The organism is Xenorhabdus bovienii SS-2004, assembly GCF_000027225.1.
Classification (GTDB): Bacteria; Pseudomonadota; Gammaproteobacteria; order Enterobacterales; family Enterobacteriaceae; genus Xenorhabdus; species Xenorhabdus bovienii_C.
In genome coordinates this window covers 652,371-670,842 of record NC_013892.1, presented here as the reverse complement: position 1 = coordinate 670,842, position 18,472 = coordinate 652,371, and the positions used below count along the sequence as shown (strand labels likewise).

The following is an 18,472-nucleotide window of genomic DNA, read 5'->3' as shown; positions in this document are numbered from 1 at the left end:
AAATCAGTGTTGCAAAAAAGGTGGGGACCATAGATTTTTTATTTCAGAGGCGAACAATGACATTGCATATTATCGAGGGCGCCAAAGGCGGCGGCGGCGGCGGGGGCGGCGGACATACACCTTATGAAATGCCCGATAACATTCAATCGACGGCCACGGCTAAAATTCTGGTGGCCTTGGGTGAGGGTGAGTTCGTCAATGATCTGACGGCAAAAGATATCTATCTGGACGGCACACCCTTGCAGAACGACAACGGAACCATTAATTTTGCAGGCGTGAAATGGGAATTTCGCCCCGGTACCCAGCATCAGAACTATATCAAAGGCATGAGCGCGGCTGAAAATGAAATCCGTCTGGGTACAGAAATAAAAACCGCTGTGCCCTGGACAAAATACATTTCCAACACCAAGTTATCGGCCGTCCGTGTCCGTCTCGGCTGGCCTGCGTTGAGAATGCAAAAAGAAAATGGTGACACGGTGGGCTTTCGCGTTGATTATGCCATTGAATTGTCCACCGATGGCGGCAGCTATCAGGCTGTGTTTGATACCCATATTGATGCCAAAACAACCACCCTGTATGAACGCTCATACCGCATTAATCTGCCTGATGCCAAAACGGGCTGGACGGTTCGTGTTGTCAGAAAAACGCCAGACAGCACCAGTGAGCGGATCAACGACAAAATGAATATCATGGCGTTCACTGAGATTGTTGACGCCAAATTACGCTACCCGAATACCGCGCTGCTGTACGTTGAATTTGACGCCCGGTTATTCAATGGCAATACCCCGCTGATTTCATGTAAGCCCAAGGGGCGCATTATTCGCGTACCCGCCAATTACGACCCGGTTAACCGCACGTACAGTGGCATCTGGAACTTAACCTTCAAATGGGCGCACAGTAATAACCCGGCGTGGGTGCTGTACGATATACTGCTAAACGATTTATGCGGCCTTGGCGACAAAATCGACCGCACGCAAATTGATGAAATCGAACTGTATCGCGTGGCGCAGTATTGCGATCAATTGGTCCCTGATGGCAAAGGCGGTGGTGGCATGGAGCCGCGCTTTACCTGCGATGTTTACATACAATCACGCGAAGAGGCACATAAAGTGCTGACCGATATTGGCGCCATATTCCGGGGTTCAGTCCACTGGGGAGCTAATCAGTTCGTGGCAGCGGCGGATATGCCGGATGACATTAAATATATTTTCACTCAGGCCAGCGTTATCAATGGCGACTTTGTCTACAGCGGCGGCGGCGAGCGTAACCGCAGCACGGTTGCCATGGTGAGCTGGTCAAATCCAAACAATCATTACAATGATGAAGTTGAAGTTGTTTCAGACGATAATTTAATCCGACGTTATGGTATCAACCAGATTGATATTTCCGCTATTGGCTGCACCCGTCAGAGTGAGGCGCAACGCCGGGGAAAATGGGCAATCCTGACCAACTCACGCGATGGCATGATTTCATTTCGTGTAGGGCTGGATGGTCAAATCCCGATGCCCGGTCATATTATTGGCGTGGCACATAAAAACCGAGCCGGGCGCACTATCGGTGGTCGCATTCAGTCGGTGAACGATCGCAATATCACACTGGACAGAAAACCTGATGTGAAGGCGGGTGATCGTCTATTGGTTAATTTACCGACAGGAAAATCAGAAGGCCGGACGGTTCAGGCCGTCAATGGTAACATTGTTACCGTAACGACGACTTATAGTGAATCACCTGTATCCGGTGCTGGCTGGGCGGTGGATGCCCATGATTTATTTATTCAGCAATATCGCGTTGTCGGCATCAAAGATAACAATGATGGCACATTCGAAATCAATGGCCTTTACCACGATCCCGACAAATACGACCGTATCGACACGGGTGCCAGAATCGACGAACGGCCTATTTCCATTATTCCGGCGAGCGTCCAGCAGCCACCGAATTCAATCAGGATTGAGAGTTTTTCGTTTGTTCAGCAAGGCATTTCCACCACTACCGTGCGGATTGCATGGGAGAAAGCGGAAGGGGCGGCGGCCTATGTGGGAGAGTGGCGCCGGGATAGCGGGAACTGGATTTCCATTCCCCGTACCGCATCGCTGGGTTTTGAAATACCTAATGCTTACTCCGGCAGATATCAGGCCCGCATCAAGGCCATCAACTCCTTTGATATTCCCAGCTTATTTATCTCCTCTGAAGAGGTCAATATCGTTGGAAAACAAGGTAACCCTCCGGCACCGCTGGGGTTCAGAACAACCCCGATCATCTTCGGTATCCAGATTGACTGGGGTTTTGCGCCCCAGACCGACGACACGCTGAAAACTGAAATCCAGTACAGCAGGACGAATGACGGCGAGGGTTTACTGTTGCTGGCCGATATTCCCTATCCCCAGCGAATGCACACAATGCAGGGACTGGCGGCAGGCGTTGCATTTTATTTCCGTGCGCGTCTGGTGGACAAGTCCGGCAATCAATCCCCGTGGACGGCGTTCGTCAGGGGAGAATCGTCTTCGGATACGAATTGGATCATTGATGCAGCAGGCAACCAGTTCCTGACCGCCGAAGCCGGGAAACGATTACAGGAGCAAATGGATTATCAGTCGGAGTCCATCCTCATCAACGGTACAGCTATTCAGCAAAATAGCCGCGAATTACTCACCCGTGATGGTGAGAACAAAGCGGAAATCAAACGACTCGATCGTGTATTCGCTGATGAAAAAACCGCATGGGCACAATCCATTAAGGAAGTAAAATCCAGCGTCGGGGAAAACCGTTCTGCTGTTCAGGAAAACCAGAAATCCATTAACAAACTGGATTCATCATTAGCTGAGAGCGAGCAGCGTGTTCAGGCTCAATTCAAACATCAATCGGCCCTCATTGATACCAAGGCAACCACTGTTTTTGACCATATAGGCGGTTCTGCGACGTACACAGTGAGGGCAGGTATTAAAGACGCTAATGGGAATTATCATAGTGCGGGGATGGTTATTGGTGCTCAGATGGTGAATGGCCAAGTGAGAACGGATATTGGTTTTAATGCCAATAATTTTACCTTCGTCAATCCCGCAAATGACAAATTCGAACCCTTTGTGGCGGCTAAAAATGGCCAGTTGTTTATTCGGGATGGATTTATAGAAGATGGCAGTATTACCAATGCCAAAATTGGCAATTACATCCAGTCTGGAAATTATATTGCTGGCCGGGCAGGGTGGAAAATTGATAAAGGGGGTGGGGCAGAATTCAACCATGTTACTGTTCGTGGGGAGATACATGCAACCAGCGGGACGTTCACCGGAACAATCAATGGCGCTGATGGCCGTTTTTCCGGCGCAGTATATGCAACCAAAATTGTAGGTGACGTTGTGTCTGTTACTTTGGGGAATGTATCATTAGGCAACCGTGACAGCATTTTTTTTCATAAAAGGCTAACGGAAGCTATGCCGTTTGATCGGGTTTTTATTTATGGACCGATAATGACTCAGCGTTACGTCGGATCTTTGGGTGGTTCGGGGGAGGCATCCGTTTCGGTATACGTTAATAATGTGCATGTGGCTGGGCAAAACTTTTTCATGGAGTCTTCTGATCGCGGCCCGCAGTGCATCTCTGGTACGTTGTTTTCACCCCCTATAACAATTCCCGCCAATACAACGCCGACCATTAAAGTTGTTCTCGTAACCCACGGCGCGGGCATTACATACCCTACTCCCGGTATTGGTATGCTGTTTAAGGCTAGTAGTCAGTGGTCTAACATGTAAATATTAATTTCATTAGCTAAAGTATACCGCAGTAGCGCAGCATTTTAGATTCAAAGAAGGTAAACACATAAGAATGGCGATATAAATCGCCATTCTTTTTAATGGAAATATTGCAGTACTTTGCTCCACCATTTTTTATGGTTTATATCTATGTCATAAGCACTTTCAAAATCTCCAACGACTACAATATAAAAGTGTGTGTCCAATATATCTTGTGGGTTTTTTTCTGGTAATGTAGGATTTCCTTCAAAAAATGAGTACATATTCATCATCTTAAAAGGTGACGTTTGGCCTATATATTTATCCTCTTTATCATATAAAACCACAAAAATAGGCTCTTTCTCCATTATGGTTAGATAAATCCCAAATAAATTAATAGGTTCCGGCTTGTAATATTTGGCGTAATAGTCACTTTCACCAGAGTTAACTTCGCTCAGCGTGTCACTTTCTTTCAAAAAAGTAACATGTGATAAAAAAAACCACCATAAGAAAAGTATGATCAGCATAAAATATAAAATATACTTTGCTGTTTTTTTTACAATCATAAATAAATCACTCTATCCTTTGGCAGCGGAGAAATCCATAAAACATCTGAAAAAACAATAAAATCCCCTCCTTTATTGTGTTTCTTTTGCCATTCTCTGAAATTTCTATTATATACAGGGACGTGCTTTGAATATTCCCCTGTCGCTAACTCTCTCCACATATTATCGTTATAAAAACCCATGTATACAGCTGTTTTTACTTTACTTAAAACTCCATCCCTGCTCCAGACCCCAAGGAATTCATCAGGGTTAAAAAAGTCATAGCTATCTTTTAAGTAAATACCCAATCCCTCTGTAATAAATACATTTTTTGTTTTTATTTTATCTGCATGCCCTCTCACCGCTAATTTTAATGTTGCTTTACCTATAGCGCCAAAATAATCATCGATGGTATCCGTCAAAGAGCCAATTTCTTTATAGTTTACTTGTGCATATGTATCTAATTCAATTGCTGAATCAGAATATCCTATTTTATTTGAATTTACGTTAAGTCTTTTTTTTAATAATTTTATTCCATTAGGGGATGCCCATTTCTGTACAAGTTCCTCGGTAGCTTCTTTTACTTGATTGAAATTCATAGCCCATTCCATTTTTACAATAGAATCATTGACTCTGTCTTTTGGTATATCTATGGAATCTATTTCTTTTATATATCTGACTTTTTCTTCTTGAGTAAACTCAATTTTAGGTCTTTCAAACCAGTGGCGCATAATTTTAGGTGCCATTTCCCAACCCATTTTTTCCATTGAGTTAGGAATTTCATTTAACATGAAAATATCTACATTTATATCTGTAACTGCGCCACCCTTAACAGTCTTAGCTGAAAAAATTGCCATAATCAAATCCCTATCTTTGTTTGAAATAAATATTCTACATTGAGGTTTTCTTCTTGTTTTGTGTCAAATTGCTTTGTCACACCAGATGTTTGACAGACACCTTCTACCGGTCCCTTATTTGTTTTCACGCCATATGCGATATGTTGACAGTTATCGCCGTTCTGTTGATTTTTTAGCTTGAACTGATGGCTAAACAAAGCTGTGATAGTTTCCGCTAAAGGCAGAATAGACGAAAACCCCGAAAGCAGCGGCCTTTCCTCTTCACGCCCCTGCAATTGCGAAATACTATAGCCTGTCGTTCCCGCTGCGAGATGGCTACATGTAATGGACTTGTAATCAAGGAGCACTGTTTCAGACGGTATCTGGTCATTGTCGTCTATCGAGTGGGGATAATGGCAGGAGAAATCAACAAGGGTGGCACTGGTGAGTTTGACTTCATAAAAGCGTTCCAACTGTCCCATTGGGCTGATTCGGTAGAACATGAAAACAGCATCCAGTAATTCGTTACCGTCTATTGCCATTGCTAACAGGGGGGAGGATTTATCGATGGGCTTTACAAAACTGACAGGGTGGTGATTGATGTTCTGGTCACGGGTCATCATATGATTCAGACTTAATACTTGTATCTGATCTTCCCGTCCTGCCTGATACCGGTTCCCGATAGATTCAGGGGTTGAACACCCTGCCGAAATTAAACCTTGCTTCTTACCTTTTAACGACAAATAAATTAAATATGACATCCGTAGTTACCCTTCTAGTTTTTCATTTAAATCACCTGAGCCAGATCATAAGGCAGGATACAACAGTATGGTTTATGTATTCCAGAATGAATGAAAGTACAGAATAAAAATTGTGATTAACTTCTCCTCCTAAACAAAATCAGGTAATTGCCTATTTTAAATTTCATGTTATACAACAAGATTATTAACAAGGTATTTTTTACATATGGTTATTTATAGTTAAACAGGGTGAAATATCATTCATAATCAATATGGAAAGATAAACAACCCATTTAAATAATATATATTTTGACATCCCATCAATATCTGATTTGTAGGTATTGAATCTATATAAGGGGTGAAACTCCAGATTTATATAACCTACTGATTTTACTTAATTACCGCTCAGAGCCGGAATTCTGGCTCTCTGGCAGAAATAAACAATATCAATGAGTTAAGTTAAAAGGGAGGATTGTCCCCTTTAAATGCTAAGTTTTATCAATCAGCCATAGGCAAATAGATTTTAATAATGTCCTGCCAGCCATTCCGTGCCATCCTAATCAGAAGTTCTCTCCAGTATTGATGAACCTATTTTATTGATGTTCACAGGCGGAGAAGTAGCCCGCCTTCATGTTATTTAGCAATGTGTATTGTTGATTAAATGAGGGAATAACTATGCAAGATAAAAATTCTGAGACAAAGGGATTAGACGACAGCAGCCTTGTGACTGTTACCACACCGGAATATGTCAAAGATTCAATCAAAGAAGCGATAGAAAAACATGCCCTAAGTCGCAACCATCCAGATGCAACGCTACAAGATAAAGGATTTGTTATCCTGAGTAATGATGTCGGTAGTGATAGCGAGACTAACGCAGCAACACCAAAAGCAATAAAAACAGCATATGATTTAGCCAATACAGCCAACCAGAACGCCAACAATGCAAATAGCAATACCAATACCCGCTTAGCGAAAGACCAGAACGGAGCTGATATTCCTGATAAAGACGATTTTGTAAACAATCTCGGATTACGAGATACAGTCAATCAGGCAGAAAATGCCTTGCAAAAATCAGCTATTGTTCAACAAACTGGAATATCTAATGATCTTGTAATGAGCCAGAATGTGACAACTATGCTGATTAGTGAGCGCATCAAAAAAGAAGATGCTGAGTTGTTGGCAGTTCCCATCGGTGGCATTTTAATGTGGGGCAGTGATCTACCACCCCCCAATAACTTCCTGCCGATGGAGGGCGGGCAAATTGACCCTGATAAATATCCTGAATTACTCAAACACTACCCTTCGGGACATTTACCAGATTGGCGGGGTTATGTGCCTCGTGGATGGGATAAAACTGGAGGAGTTGACTCGGAGGTTGGGAGGGCGCTGGGATCATTTCAGGCTGACGCTATCAGAGATATCACGGGAGTAATTAGGACAGGTGGCCGTAAAACAGATGAGATCTCCGATAATACAACGGGAGCATTCACCACCATCGACCAAGGTAGAGGAAGTCACGTTTACTCTGACGCGTTTGGGGATAATGGCTACGTTTACGAGGATCGAGAATTTCGTGCATCTGCCGTTGTCCCGACCTCGGTTGAAAATAGGATGAAAAACGTGGCAGTGCTATTTTTAGTAAGGGGAAGGTGATGGTTCAGCCAACAGTCCCCGATATTGCATGGCCGGAGCAGCCGACATAATGACAGGGGCACGTAGCTCCTGATAGTTATTCTGGTTCAGCTAATTTTCTTTGCTGTTGATTCCAGATAAAATCCTCCAGCATATGGACATGGACATTTAAGCGACACCTCTCTGGAATATCACAGGGTTCATCCTCGGCACAGTAAATCCTTCCACCGTTCCATGATGGCTTTTACCCGCCAGTACTGAAACCATTCAAACAAATGCACGTGCTAAAGTGATTCACTGAGACAACACGAAATTAAGAATTAATTTCTTATTTATCAATGTGATAATAACTATTGACGAGGTGAAAATTAAAATTGAGACAACATAAAATAGACCGTGTTGCCTCAATTTTTAAATATTAATCATTATAAAACAATTGGTTAAGTGGGTTGAGGCAACAGAGACAACTGAGACAACACTGTTTGCTTAACTTATATATTAATGAGAAATAAAATTATCGTTATTCATGAGAATCAATTTGAAAGTGATATTAATGACTGACGACGAATTTCGTCGGAAGTGAATCTATAAGAGCGAAAAAGCATCTTTAATTTTAACATACTGATTTTTATGATGGTTGAAATACCAACCATCTTTAAGTGACATAGATGACTCAGATTTGAGTCATGACTAATCATCTGATTTTATTAATGAACCAAAAACTGGATCATCTCAAGGTGGGATATCACATCTTGGTTTATATATGCAGGTGAGGGTATGGGGATTTTCACCATACCTTTTGCTCATGTGGGATTCTCACAACTGAAAATTTTTTGCAGTTGATGCTTTTGTACATACGGGATTTTCCCTCATGTAACTTAATGACTAACGACAAATCTGACGGCAGAGCAAAGCCCTAATTCGGGATTTGGTGGTAAACCATTGATATTTATCCAGACCCCGAATTCGGGGTCTGCTTATAATTTGAGCACCGATAATGTCGGTATGCAAAACCCAATATCTGATAATCGGACTTTGTGCGTAACTATTAGTTACTCGCAAATGGCATTAACTGGACGAATTTGTCCGGAACGCTAAGGCAGAATTTGAGCGTCAGTCATACTGACTCACAAAATTTGCACAACCCATTGAGAGGTGCACACAAAAGAGTGAGCTAGAAACAAGGGGTTAAGTCGTTTTGTCCAGCACATAAAGTAATCATTGGGATTTCCGCAATGGTTGGGTCAAAGTGACGGCCTCGGCAAAATCAATGAGTTAATCAACCATCACGGAAATCGTAATAGTTGCCATTGGTCATTGCTCCCGTGAGCGTGGTACAGATATGGCGCAGTTATTTTGCGTTTTTTTCGCTGAGGCGTGATTTTTGAATAAATTCGCTAAATCTCTATTGTGAAAATCACAACACAGGAGGGCTTGAGTTTAAGTCGTCCAGTACAAGGTTACTTAATATAACTGAGTGACTGAGTACGTATTACGTTCGCAGTGAGTCATTTTCATATAATTGATTGATTTTTATCATGATGAAAAAACCAGATCACCTAAAGGCTGTGGAAAATAGCACGAAGACAGAAGAATGCCCCCTCGATAGTCACCACAGTTACAGGGAAGATTACCGTTGCCTCCAAGCGTATAAAGTGCCAGACAGGTAACGTTACTATGTAAAAGCGCAGTGATTACCCATTGAGTGCCATTGCTTTGATGAGATGGCGCTCTCGGTGATGCTGTTACAGAAAGGTCAGGCGATCACTGTTATGGGGAGATCTTCTTACTGGCAGGGCTATCAGTTAGCTGTCAGCTCAATCACTCAATAGGTTCCGACGAAATTCGTCGCGACCCTCTATAGCTCGGAACGTTAAACGTACTAATCTCTTTTTGTTATCAGCAAGCATCTCTATGTGACAAAAGTCTCTTTAATCAAGATCAATAATAACGAACAAGATAATGCGTATGTACAATAACCTATTATTTCATTGTATGGGTTATGGGTATGCGAAATCGTCAACAAGCGCAGTTAATTGCAGAGCAGATACTAAAAGAAGATATTGTTATATTAGATACAGAGACAACAGGATTAAAAAGCGATGATGAAATTATTGAAATAAGCATTATAAACGCTGATGGTAATGTTTTACTAGATACACTTATTAAGCCCCAAAAAAAGATACCTCCTGATGCGACAAGAATACACAGAATAACAAATGAAGATGTTCAACATAAGCCATTATGGAGTGATGTCTATAAAAAATACAGAGAGATAGTTGAAGGGAAAACAGTTGTCATTTATAACAAATCTTATGATACTAAAATAATTAGACAAACATGCAAAAAATATGAATTGCCTACGCCAAGAATAAAATCAGAATGCGCAATGTTGTTATACGCTAAGTATGAGGGGATTATAAATAAAAGAACATGTGAATATAAATGGCATAAACTGACAGATGCAATTTATAAAAATAATATCCAAGTCACTGGAGAGGCTCACCGGGCACTCACTGACGCCAGAATGACCCTAGAATTGTTAAAGTTTATGGCTTGCGCAGAAGTGAATGTATCACCAAGAGTTCATATGAATGATTCTGTTCATTACAAAAAAAACAAGCCATCAAATTCAATCCAACCTACCAAGAAAAAATCTAACTTTCAGAAAATTATTTTGAAATTCTTCGTTGTAGTGATCTTTTTTCTCATGCTCAATATGATATGGCCTCTTTTTTAAAGTCGCTATAAGGTCAGAACGGTTAGCGTACTGACCTATTTCATCTCACTGAATACGAAATTCGTCGTCAGTCATTAGTTCAGGATGTTTAGTGTACAGGTCTTACTACATCCATTTAGCCTGATCTTCCTTTCACCCTGTTCTCATCTTATGATTTGCTTATAGATTTGTTCAGTAATCTATGTATAAATATTTGTATAAACAAATTAAAAAATAAAATAAATATATTAATAAAATTACTTATTTATCAATATATTATCATAATGCGATAAGTTTCTTTTTCATGTGTCCATTTTAATACCAACGCTATTAAAATGATAAATACTAAAAGTATTGAAAATTTTAATACTTTGGATATTATTTTGAGGTAGACAGGAGAAAACGTATGGAAAAAATTTTATTATCAGAATATGTGAAGAAAAATGGCCAAGTGAAAGCTGCAAGTCTGGTCGGTGTTCATCAAACCGCTATAAGTAAGGCGTTGCGAGCGGGTCGTAAAATATTTTTGATCCGTCAGGAAGATGGCAGTTACAAAGCCGAAGAATGCCGGCCATTTCCCAGTCAGAAATAGGCTGTATAGAAGAATTAAAAAATATCAGGAGTATGATTAATCGGTATCTATTATTGAACGGACTTAATTATCTCATTGATTTTATTCTGATGTTTTTTGTGTATATTGTTCAGGAGAAGATATGAGTTCTAACATTTATCATTATTTTAGAGCGATAGGGAGTATTCTTGACATTATGCCCGCAAACGATTATCGCGAGATCTTGGATTCTGATTTATCAGATAGAAATTCCTCGGAAAGTCAGGTGATTTCTTGTTGTTCTGAACCGCTTCCATCCCCTGATGTGTTGAAGAACTATGAGTCAATCCTGTCTGGTTGTGCAGAAAGAATATTCTCTTTCAGAGAACAAGAGCAGCACTTCCGGCATGATAATCAAAAAAAGGCACTTGATAGCATGATCACAAAGGATAGAAGGGGGCAGTGGATGGGATTTTCCATTGCGATGTTTATCTTAACCATAGCGACTGTTTTTGCGTTCAAGGGTGAAATGTTATTTGCAGGAACGCTAATTACTATTGATCTGGTTGGGCTGGCAGCCGTGTTTGCCATAGGGCGTAAATCAAACATCAAATGATCCTGAAATAACAACGGAAATTATTCATAAAACATGTAATGATTTTAATTCACTTATTCCAGCTCTGAGCATTATATGATGGCAGAAAAGGCGCGTTTATTGGTCATGTATTAAATGGTTAGTTGCTGTGATATGCTTCCGGCTTTTTAAGGATGAAGTATGGCCAAAGTTGATGTCTATTGCCGTTATTGCCACAAATCAGAACAGGTCAAAGGACATGGGAAAGGAAATGGCGGACATCCTCGTTATCGCTGTTATAGCTGCTGTAAGGTCTTTCAGTTGGCGTATACCTATCAGGCCTGCAAACCCGGCGTTAAAGAACAGATTGTCGATATCGCGATGAATAACGGGGGAATTCGTGACACCGCTCGGATCCTGAAAGTCGCCACCGCCACCGTCATGAAAACATTAAAAACCTCAGACCCCGAAACGTAACGACACTTCCCCTTGCGGAATGTGGCATCCAGATTGTCTGTGAAATCGACGAGCAATGGTCGTTTGTCGGCAATAAGAAAAACCAACGCTGGCTTTGGTATGCTTGGGAACCCCGCCTGAAGCGAATAGTGGCTCATGTTTTTGGCGATCGCAGTCGAAAAACGTTAGACAAGCTGCTTACCCTCTTATCTTCCTTTACTATTCGGTTTTACTGCACGGATGACTATGTTGTTTATGACCCACTTCCCGAGGAAGAGCACTTGACTGGAAAGGCGTTTACTCAGCGTATAGAGAGAACGAATTTAACGCATCGTACCCGAATCAAAAGGCTGAATAGAAAAACCATTGGGTATTCAAAATCGGAAGAAATGCACGATAAAGTGATAGGAACCTTTATTGAACGTGAACATTATTTTTAATACCTAATCTAATCATTTAATACATGACCCGTTTATTTAATGATTCTGCAACACTGGAAAAAATTATCAATGCTAAAAACCCAGGTGCAGCAAAAGCGTATGGGCGCGAAGTTTGTGGGTTTAACCAATCGATTTGGGATGATCATCAATTGGCAATCGTGATTGAAGGTAATCTGGCAAAATTTTCTCAAAATAACGCTTTGGCAGAGTTTTTATTGAATACGGCAGATAAAATACTGGTCGAAGCGAGTCCTGTTGATCGTATTTGGGGTATCGGGCTGGCAGAAGATTTTGCCAATATTGAGAATCCGTTGACGTGGAATGGTTTGAATTTATTAGGATTTTCTTTGATGGCTGTACGTGAGGAATTAAAAATATAAGATATAGATTAAATTTTAGCGCCTAAAAATCTAGGCGCTAAAATAGAATGGGAAGGGATAGACAATTTTATTCCCATTCAGTGGGAATGTTACTCACTAGGATAACGTCAATGACACAACAAATGATAAGTAGTAGCGACCTATTTTTTGGCAAAAAGATTATTATTGTGCATGGATATAGTGCCTCACCTTCATCACATTGGTTCCCTTGGTTAAAAGAAGTGCTTACTGAGCAAGGTGCGGAGGTTATGGTGCCTGCAATGCCTGAGTCATTGGCACCGATACCTGAAATGTGGGCTAAGATGTTGACTGATGTAATACCAAAGGCAGATGATGATACAATTTTTATTGGTCATAGCCTCGGTTGTGTCACGTTATTACGGCATTTAGAAGCGATAAGTTCTACGGCTGACCGAATTGGAGGGTATATTTTGGTTTCTGGGTTTGATTCTCCGCTGGAGAGTTTGCCAAAATTAAATATTTTTACAGCCGAACCATTGAGCTATGCATTCTTGCGTGAAGTGACGGAACATCGTATTTCAATCATTTCTTCCAACGATTATATTGTTTCTCCGCAATCTTCTCATGCTCTGGCTAATTCATTGCAAACCAAAATCATTAATGTCGATAATGCTGGGCACTTTCTTGATAGAGAGGGTTTTACTCGTCTCTTACCTGTCTATGATGCTTTAAAAACCATCGTTTCAGGATGAGAATGAAGAGATACAATCCTGCCAATGTCTCAGTTTATTTTATTTAATCTGGGGCATTGGCGCATCTGGTGTGTGAAGATATTAAATATAAAAGACCAATGATGTATTTTAAAAAACGAGAGTTAATTATAAGATTTGACTACCGTCAATAGTGAGAATAATATAAAAACATGTATTTTATTGTCGTGATTTAATATTAATTTAATTTGTGGTTTACTGTTATTGGTGTTTTTAAATAAATGATGTCAGTGCTATGATATATATTGTAGGTTTTGATTAAAGCGTTGTAACCTTGTAATTGGCACAAATTGATAAATATTTATTGTAAATATATCTATATCTGGATGTTTATATGGTTGCCGGGGCTAGCAGGTGGTGATCGCCCGTTAGGGTGCATAGATAATGGCGATTTTGATGGATTTAGTAGTCGCTTAATGTGGCGAGAGAGAGGAGAGTTGAAGGGATATCTCTATTATCCTGAGAAAGAATCACGGTGCGGTGATTATTTTAAATTTGATATCACGTTAAATAAATGAGTCTGGTATACCTTAACCCAATACGTAAAACTGAATAGCATCGGTAAGCATGATGGTATTTATATACAATATGTTAATGATAAAGAAATTTTTAAATTGAAACTTGGATTCACATATTAAGCGCAACACCGTAATGGACGAAGTAAATGAGAAGGTATTCCTTTAAATAACTCATTCGGTGTTTTGTAATCTCGTGTTTTACGAGGACGATTATTTAATCGGTTTGCCACAAGGTTATCAAGGCGATGATGCCAACCTTGTTATTAATTGTGATCCTGATAACTACCCGTATTCACCAATTAGGGGATCAAGGGGCTATTGAACAATGCCGATATCCAGTGGCAATTGAATTTGGGATGATTAGGTGAACTTAATGTCAGTAAATCTCTGATTATTAACTTACAACAAGTGTTGGGTACATCAGCTTCTGCCAGCTACAAAATATTATATGCACTGGCAATTATCCTATTCTTGTTGGTTGTTCTGTTGTGCATCCTACTTTTTCAGCTGAATCGCTATCAGGTAAAATAGATGTTCTGTGAAACAGGATCACGGGTTTTCAAGCCCTTCATTGCATTGTTTGGTGCATTAGTGATGGTAAACATCATGATGCTGGGCGGAGAAAATGCACAAATAAGTTCTCAACATTAAGGTACATATTATGATTATTTCCGCTTCAACGGATTATCGGACAGCAGCACAGGCCAAATTACCGCCTTTTCTGTTTCACTATATTGATGGCGGAGCTTATGCAGAGCATACCCTTAAACGTAATACCGAAGATTTATCTAACATTGAGTTGCGCCAGCGTGTATTGAAAAATATGTCTGAACTGAACCTGGAAACCCGTTTATTTGGGGAAAAAATGGCAATGCCCGTGGCGTTAGCTCCTGTGGGTTTGTCCGGTATGTATGCACGTCGTGGTGAAGTGCAGGCAGCACGGGCTGCGGCCAAAAAAGGAATTCCATTTACTTTATCTACTGTATCGGTATGCCCGATTGAAGAAGTGGCTTCAGCTATTGACCGTCCAATATGGTTTCAGCTTTATGTACTGAAAGATCGTGGTTTTATGCACAATGTACTGGAGAGGGCGCAGGCGGCGGGAGTTAAAAATCTGGTGTTTACCGTTGATATGCCAATTCCTGGAGCGCGCTATCGTGATGCACACTCTGGCATGAGTGGCCCGAATGCTTCCATGAGACAAATTTTGCAAGCGATAACTCATCCTCAATGGGCATGGGATGTGGGACTAATGGGCAAACCGCATGACCTCGGCAATATTTCCGCATACCGTGGTATACCAACCAAGTTGAAAGATTACATTGGCTGGTTGGGAAATAATTTTGATCCGTCAATATCCTGGAAAGACTTGGAATGGATCCGCGATTTCTGGAAAGGGCCAATGATTCTTAAAGGTATTCTTGATCCAGAAGATGCCAAAGATGCTGTGCGTTTTGGTGCTGATGGGATTGTAGTTTCCAATCATGGGGGACGCCAGCTTGATGGTGTTTTATCAACGGCGCGTGCTTTGCCTGCGATTGCAGATGCTGTCAAGAATGACATCACCATTCTGACTGATTCTGGTATCCGTACTGGATTAGATGTGGTGAGAATGCTTGCTTTGGGGGCGGATAGTGTCTTGTTGGGGCGCGCTTTTGTTTATGCACTGGCAGCAGCAGGGGAAGCCGGTGTTTCCAATCTGCTGGATCTGATTGATAAAGAGATGCGAGTAGCAATGACATTGACAGGTGCGAAGTCAATCGCAGAGATTAATTCAAATCTGTTGGTAGGCAAGCAAGGTTAATGGTAGCTGTTGTTTATGGTCAGCAGAGGTTATTCTGCTGACCGGCACTCAATTATAGCTAAATCATATTAATATGATTTAGCTATAACATGAAAGCCAAAGCGTTATCTCTTTGGGATAGGTTAATGTTAAGACGGCGATTTTTGATAGAAACGGTCATCGACCAACTCAAAAATATTTCTCAGATAGAGCATTCAAAACATCGCAGTCAGCTCGGTTTTTTGCTGGAAATTGCGGCGGGTCTAATTGCTTATACATTCCAACCTAAAAAAACCGAGCTTGAATTTACGGGATAATGATATCGCTATTCTTAAACGAAGCTGAGGTTAAATAAACAGAACCTCAGAGCAAATGATACTGGGGTTGCAGGAGTATGTTAGGGGGTGGTGTTGGTGAGACATGAGTAGGACGGCAGGAATGAACCGTCCTATTTGATGTTATTTTAAACAAATTGAGGGGCTAAACACCAGTTTGCAGACTTCCGTGCAAGCTTTCCATGCTTGACTATCTGGGGGAAAAAAATTACAAGCCAGAGCATAAGACTGCATTGAAGATAAAAGCGTAACGCCTGCCAGCAGACAAGAAAGAATATATTTTTTCATAATACTCTCCACGTATAACATTATTATCGAAATATTAATAAGCTTAATAATATTAGCTCCACCTAACAATAATCCACTGGCGCTCAATAATTAATCAACGATTAAAATTAAAGTCAATATTTCTTTACTCATTCCCCCGAGTGGTTAAAGGAATATCCCATGCCATTAGTTAACGCGGGTGGCTAATGAAATGGTCACTATATGAACGCATCCCGTTTGCAAGACAAAAGTTATTGTGACATTGAAGGTAGATTGCATCTCATACTGCGGGCCTCGATATAATCCGCTGACCTGCTCCTTATTTCCCGGACGAGCTTGAAGCTCTGGTGACCATTCAAGTTTAGCAAGTCACGGCCTCACCTTTCTTTGTCATCACGACTCTTGCCTCTGCAATCTTTCTGCATTCCTCTTTTTTCATTGAGTTGAAGTGAATTTTACCTGTGAAATACTTCAATAAGGTCTGATACTGACGTAATCTTTTTGGTATTCCCGTTGATGAGGAACCAGTGCCCAGACCGTGCGGGTCAGTTTATTCGCCATCCCGACAATCGCAACACTGACCGGGCGGCGTTTTTTCAGTTCGCTTACTCACAGCGGCGGGGGTTTTCGTGCATAATGTTGCGACTCTGGCGCCATGAATAAACAGTGTCCTCAGATACGTATTCCCGCGTTTACTGATACCCAGTAGCTTAACTTGGTCACCTGTTCCTGTTTGCAGGGGAGCTAATACTACAGCCGCAACCGTTCTGTAATCATAAGGTCACTGGTCTTCAAGCAATATTTGTCCATGGGAAAAGAGTTTTGCTTTTCCAGTCAAATAAACACGATTGCCGTCTGTTTTACATAATATATCGCCTCCTCGTTCGGAGAGTTGCCGTGCATGGAGTGTTGATTTATTGAGCCTTTTTCCCCAGAATGGCGTGAGAACACAGTGGGTTGAACCCGTCACAGGATCTTCGTTGACACCTTTTGCTGGAGCAAAATAACGTGAAACAAAATCAACAGGTGATTCACCGGGAGCGGTAATGGTAAGCCCAGCTAAGGGAAGAGCAGCGATTTTATTGAAGTCAGGTTGAGTATTGAGAACTTGATCAGCAGAGTCCATCACGCAAATATAGCGATCATGTGAGGCGAACACTTCGTTGATATTTTGCCCCAGAGCGTCCTGCATAATAGAAACGAGCGTTTTTTCTTCGTGACAATCAGCAGCGGCAAAATCCAATGTGAAAATACCCTCTTGATGAGATACACGAAGCTCACCGGAAAGGCTTGTGAACGTAATCGGGTTATCTTGGCAAGATTGGTGTTCGATGAGGACGAAAGCGGTTGCCAGCGTCCCATGCCCACATAAATTCACTTCAACTTTAGGTGTAAACCAACGTAATTGATTTCCTACCAGAAAGGCGGTCTCTGAAAGATTAATTTCTGCGGCAATGGCAATCAACGCTTCATCTGTCAGCCATTTATCCAGCAAAACAACAGCGGCAGGGTTGCCAGAAAAGGATTTTTCCGTGAAAGCATCGACATGATAAATAGGGTATGAATGCATCAAAATCTCACTTTATTTTAATAAAAAATCGAACTAAGCATGTTGAAGTTACTTTTGTTTGTAAAGGGTTATTTATCCTGAGCATAGAACTACCTATAACGGGGTGTTGACCTGAGCTCATAATGGCTATTAAATAATAATTTTTAGTTATAGTCACATCAGGGGAATATATGAAAATCAAAGGAGCTTATTGCTTGTTTTTTATTTTATCAATGGGCGGTAGCCAAGCGTTGGCACTGGATTTTAGCTACAAAAGTGAAATGCCTGCTGATAACAAACCTTCAGAGGAGTACCTGAAAAAAAGAGCGGGGTTAGAATCCAAATCCTGGAATGTTGATACGCTGACACAGGATAACGTGCTGGCGGAGAAACGAGAGGAAGAGATGGGGCAGTACAACAAAAAATTCGAGAATAAAAATGGAATCGGACTTTCTTATGATTGGGAGAGTAAGCACCTAAAATCCCTTCAACATATGCAACAAACGAGTCATTTCTCCAATCGCCGCTGTTACCGAGCTACTCGACAGAAATTGGAAAAAGACTTTGGAAATGGCTACTCTTATTCAGATATTGCTGATACTTGTGGTTCTTTTCACTAAGCTAATGACGGTTGGCTGATGGGACGATAGCGTTTAGCCGATGGTTAAACTAGGTCGTGTCCCTTAATTATA

15 protein-coding genes and 4 pseudogenes are annotated in these 18,472 nt (G+C 41.2%); 12 read left to right on the top strand and 7 right to left on the bottom strand.

All coding sequences use genetic code 11. The features are described 5' to 3' along the window. Window positions 1–56 precede the first annotated feature (56 nt). The gene (gpJ, locus tag XBJ1_RS02830; RefSeq protein WP_012987249.1) at window positions 57–3,746 is read left to right on the top strand and encodes a TipJ family phage tail tip protein; all 3,690 of its coding nucleotides are present in this window, start codon (window positions 57–59) and stop codon (window positions 3,744–3,746) included. 98 nt (window positions 3,747–3,844) lie between these two features. Here the strand turns inward: gpJ and XBJ1_RS02825 are convergent, their stop codons facing one another. The 3 genes and pseudogenes from XBJ1_RS02825 to XBJ1_RS22260 all read right to left on the bottom strand — a co-directional run. Continuing rightward, window positions 3,845–4,291: a DUF6201 family protein gene (locus tag XBJ1_RS02825; protein ID WP_012987248.1), complete on the bottom strand. Its 447-nt coding sequence runs from the start codon at window positions 4,289–4,291 to the stop codon at window positions 3,845–3,847. After that, complete coding sequence (locus tag XBJ1_RS22265) at window positions 4,288–5,127, bottom strand: DUF6402 family protein (RefSeq protein WP_012987247.1); 840 nt, start codon at window positions 5,125–5,127, stop codon at window positions 4,288–4,290. The genes XBJ1_RS02825 and XBJ1_RS22265 overlap by 4 nt, the downstream gene beginning before the upstream one ends. A 281-nt stretch (window positions 5,128–5,408) precedes the next feature. Next, a pseudogene (locus XBJ1_RS22260) lies at window positions 5,409–5,867 on the bottom strand (Hcp family type VI secretion system effector); the annotation flags it as partial. Between the two features lie 654 nt (window positions 5,868–6,521). Here XBJ1_RS22260 and XBJ1_RS02810 point away from each other — a divergent pair. From XBJ1_RS02810 to XBJ1_RS22880, 8 genes are all read left to right on the top strand, one after another. After that, a complete protein-coding gene (locus tag XBJ1_RS02810) occupies window positions 6,522–7,499 on the top strand; it encodes a tail fiber protein (RefSeq protein ID WP_012987244.1) in 978 nt (325 codons plus the stop codon). A 1,987-nt stretch (window positions 7,500–9,486) separates the two neighbouring features. Further along, a complete protein-coding gene (locus tag XBJ1_RS02805; protein ID WP_049778794.1) occupies window positions 9,487–10,218 on the top strand; it encodes a 3'-5' exonuclease in 732 nt (243 codons plus the stop codon). A gap of 385 nt (window positions 10,219–10,603) precedes the next feature. Continuing rightward, entirely contained in the window at window positions 10,604–10,789 is a 186-nt protein-coding gene (locus tag XBJ1_RS02800; protein ID WP_012987240.1) for a Cro/CI family transcriptional regulator, read from the top strand. Between the two features lie 121 nt (window positions 10,790–10,910). Continuing rightward, entirely contained in the window at window positions 10,911–11,363 is a 453-nt protein-coding gene (locus XBJ1_RS02795) for a DUF2335 domain-containing protein (protein ID WP_038198332.1), read from the top strand. A gap of 159 nt (window positions 11,364–11,522) precedes the next feature. Beyond that, window positions 11,523–12,217 (top strand): IS1 family transposase gene (locus XBJ1_RS20470; RefSeq protein ID WP_143827612.1). Its coding sequence is split into 2 segments (ribosomal slippage): window positions 11,523–11,778 and window positions 11,778–12,217, totalling 696 coding nucleotides; the frame shifts between segments, so codons are not numbered across the junction. Between the two features lie 23 nt (window positions 12,218–12,240). Continuing rightward, window positions 12,241–12,597, top strand: a complete 357-nt coding sequence (locus XBJ1_RS02785; RefSeq protein ID WP_012987238.1) for an NADAR family protein — start codon at window positions 12,241–12,243, stop codon at window positions 12,595–12,597. 110 nt (window positions 12,598–12,707) lie between these two features. Further along, entirely contained in the window at window positions 12,708–13,310 is a 603-nt protein-coding gene (locus XBJ1_RS02780; protein ID WP_012987237.1) for an RBBP9/YdeN family alpha/beta hydrolase, read from the top strand. Between the two features lie 344 nt (window positions 13,311–13,654). Next, complete coding sequence (locus tag XBJ1_RS22880; RefSeq protein WP_012987236.1) at window positions 13,655–13,846, top strand: polysaccharide lyase; 192 nt, start codon at window positions 13,655–13,657, stop codon at window positions 13,844–13,846. 116 nt (window positions 13,847–13,962) lie between these two features. On the opposite strand, the pseudogene XBJ1_RS22875 reads toward XBJ1_RS22880, so the two are convergent. Further along, window positions 13,963–14,082: pseudogene (locus XBJ1_RS22875) on the bottom strand (IS30 family transposase); the annotation flags it as partial. A 425-nt stretch (window positions 14,083–14,507) separates the two neighbouring features. Between XBJ1_RS22875 and lldD the strand changes: the two are divergent. Continuing rightward, a complete protein-coding gene (gene lldD / locus XBJ1_RS02775; protein ID WP_012987231.1) occupies window positions 14,508–15,650 on the top strand; it encodes an FMN-dependent L-lactate dehydrogenase LldD in 1,143 nt (380 codons plus the stop codon). A gap of 86 nt (window positions 15,651–15,736) precedes the next feature. Continuing rightward, window positions 15,737–15,946 (top strand): annotated as a pseudogene (locus tag XBJ1_RS19330) (transposase); the annotation flags it as partial. Between the two features lie 141 nt (window positions 15,947–16,087). Here the strand turns inward: XBJ1_RS19330 and XBJ1_RS21955 are convergent. The 3 genes and pseudogenes from XBJ1_RS21955 to XBJ1_RS02770 form a co-directional block, all read right to left on the bottom strand. Then, complete coding sequence (locus XBJ1_RS21955) at window positions 16,088–16,252, bottom strand: hypothetical protein (protein WP_012987229.1); 165 nt, start codon at window positions 16,250–16,252, stop codon at window positions 16,088–16,090. Between the two features lie 450 nt (window positions 16,253–16,702). Next, window positions 16,703–16,991, bottom strand: a pseudogene (locus XBJ1_RS19325) (transposase); the annotation flags it as partial. Window positions 16,992–17,012: 21 nt separating this feature from the next. Then, window positions 17,013–17,801, bottom strand: coding sequence for a PhzF family phenazine biosynthesis protein (locus XBJ1_RS02770; RefSeq protein WP_012987228.1), 789 nt, complete (start codon window positions 17,799–17,801; stop codon window positions 17,013–17,015). Window positions 17,802–17,971: 170 nt separating this feature from the next. Here XBJ1_RS02770 and XBJ1_RS02765 point away from each other — a divergent pair, with 170 nt between their 5' ends. After that, window positions 17,972–18,400: a hypothetical protein gene (locus XBJ1_RS02765; protein ID WP_038198328.1), complete on the top strand. Its 429-nt coding sequence runs from the start codon at window positions 17,972–17,974 to the stop codon at window positions 18,398–18,400. Window positions 18,401–18,472: the final 72 nt, after the last annotated feature.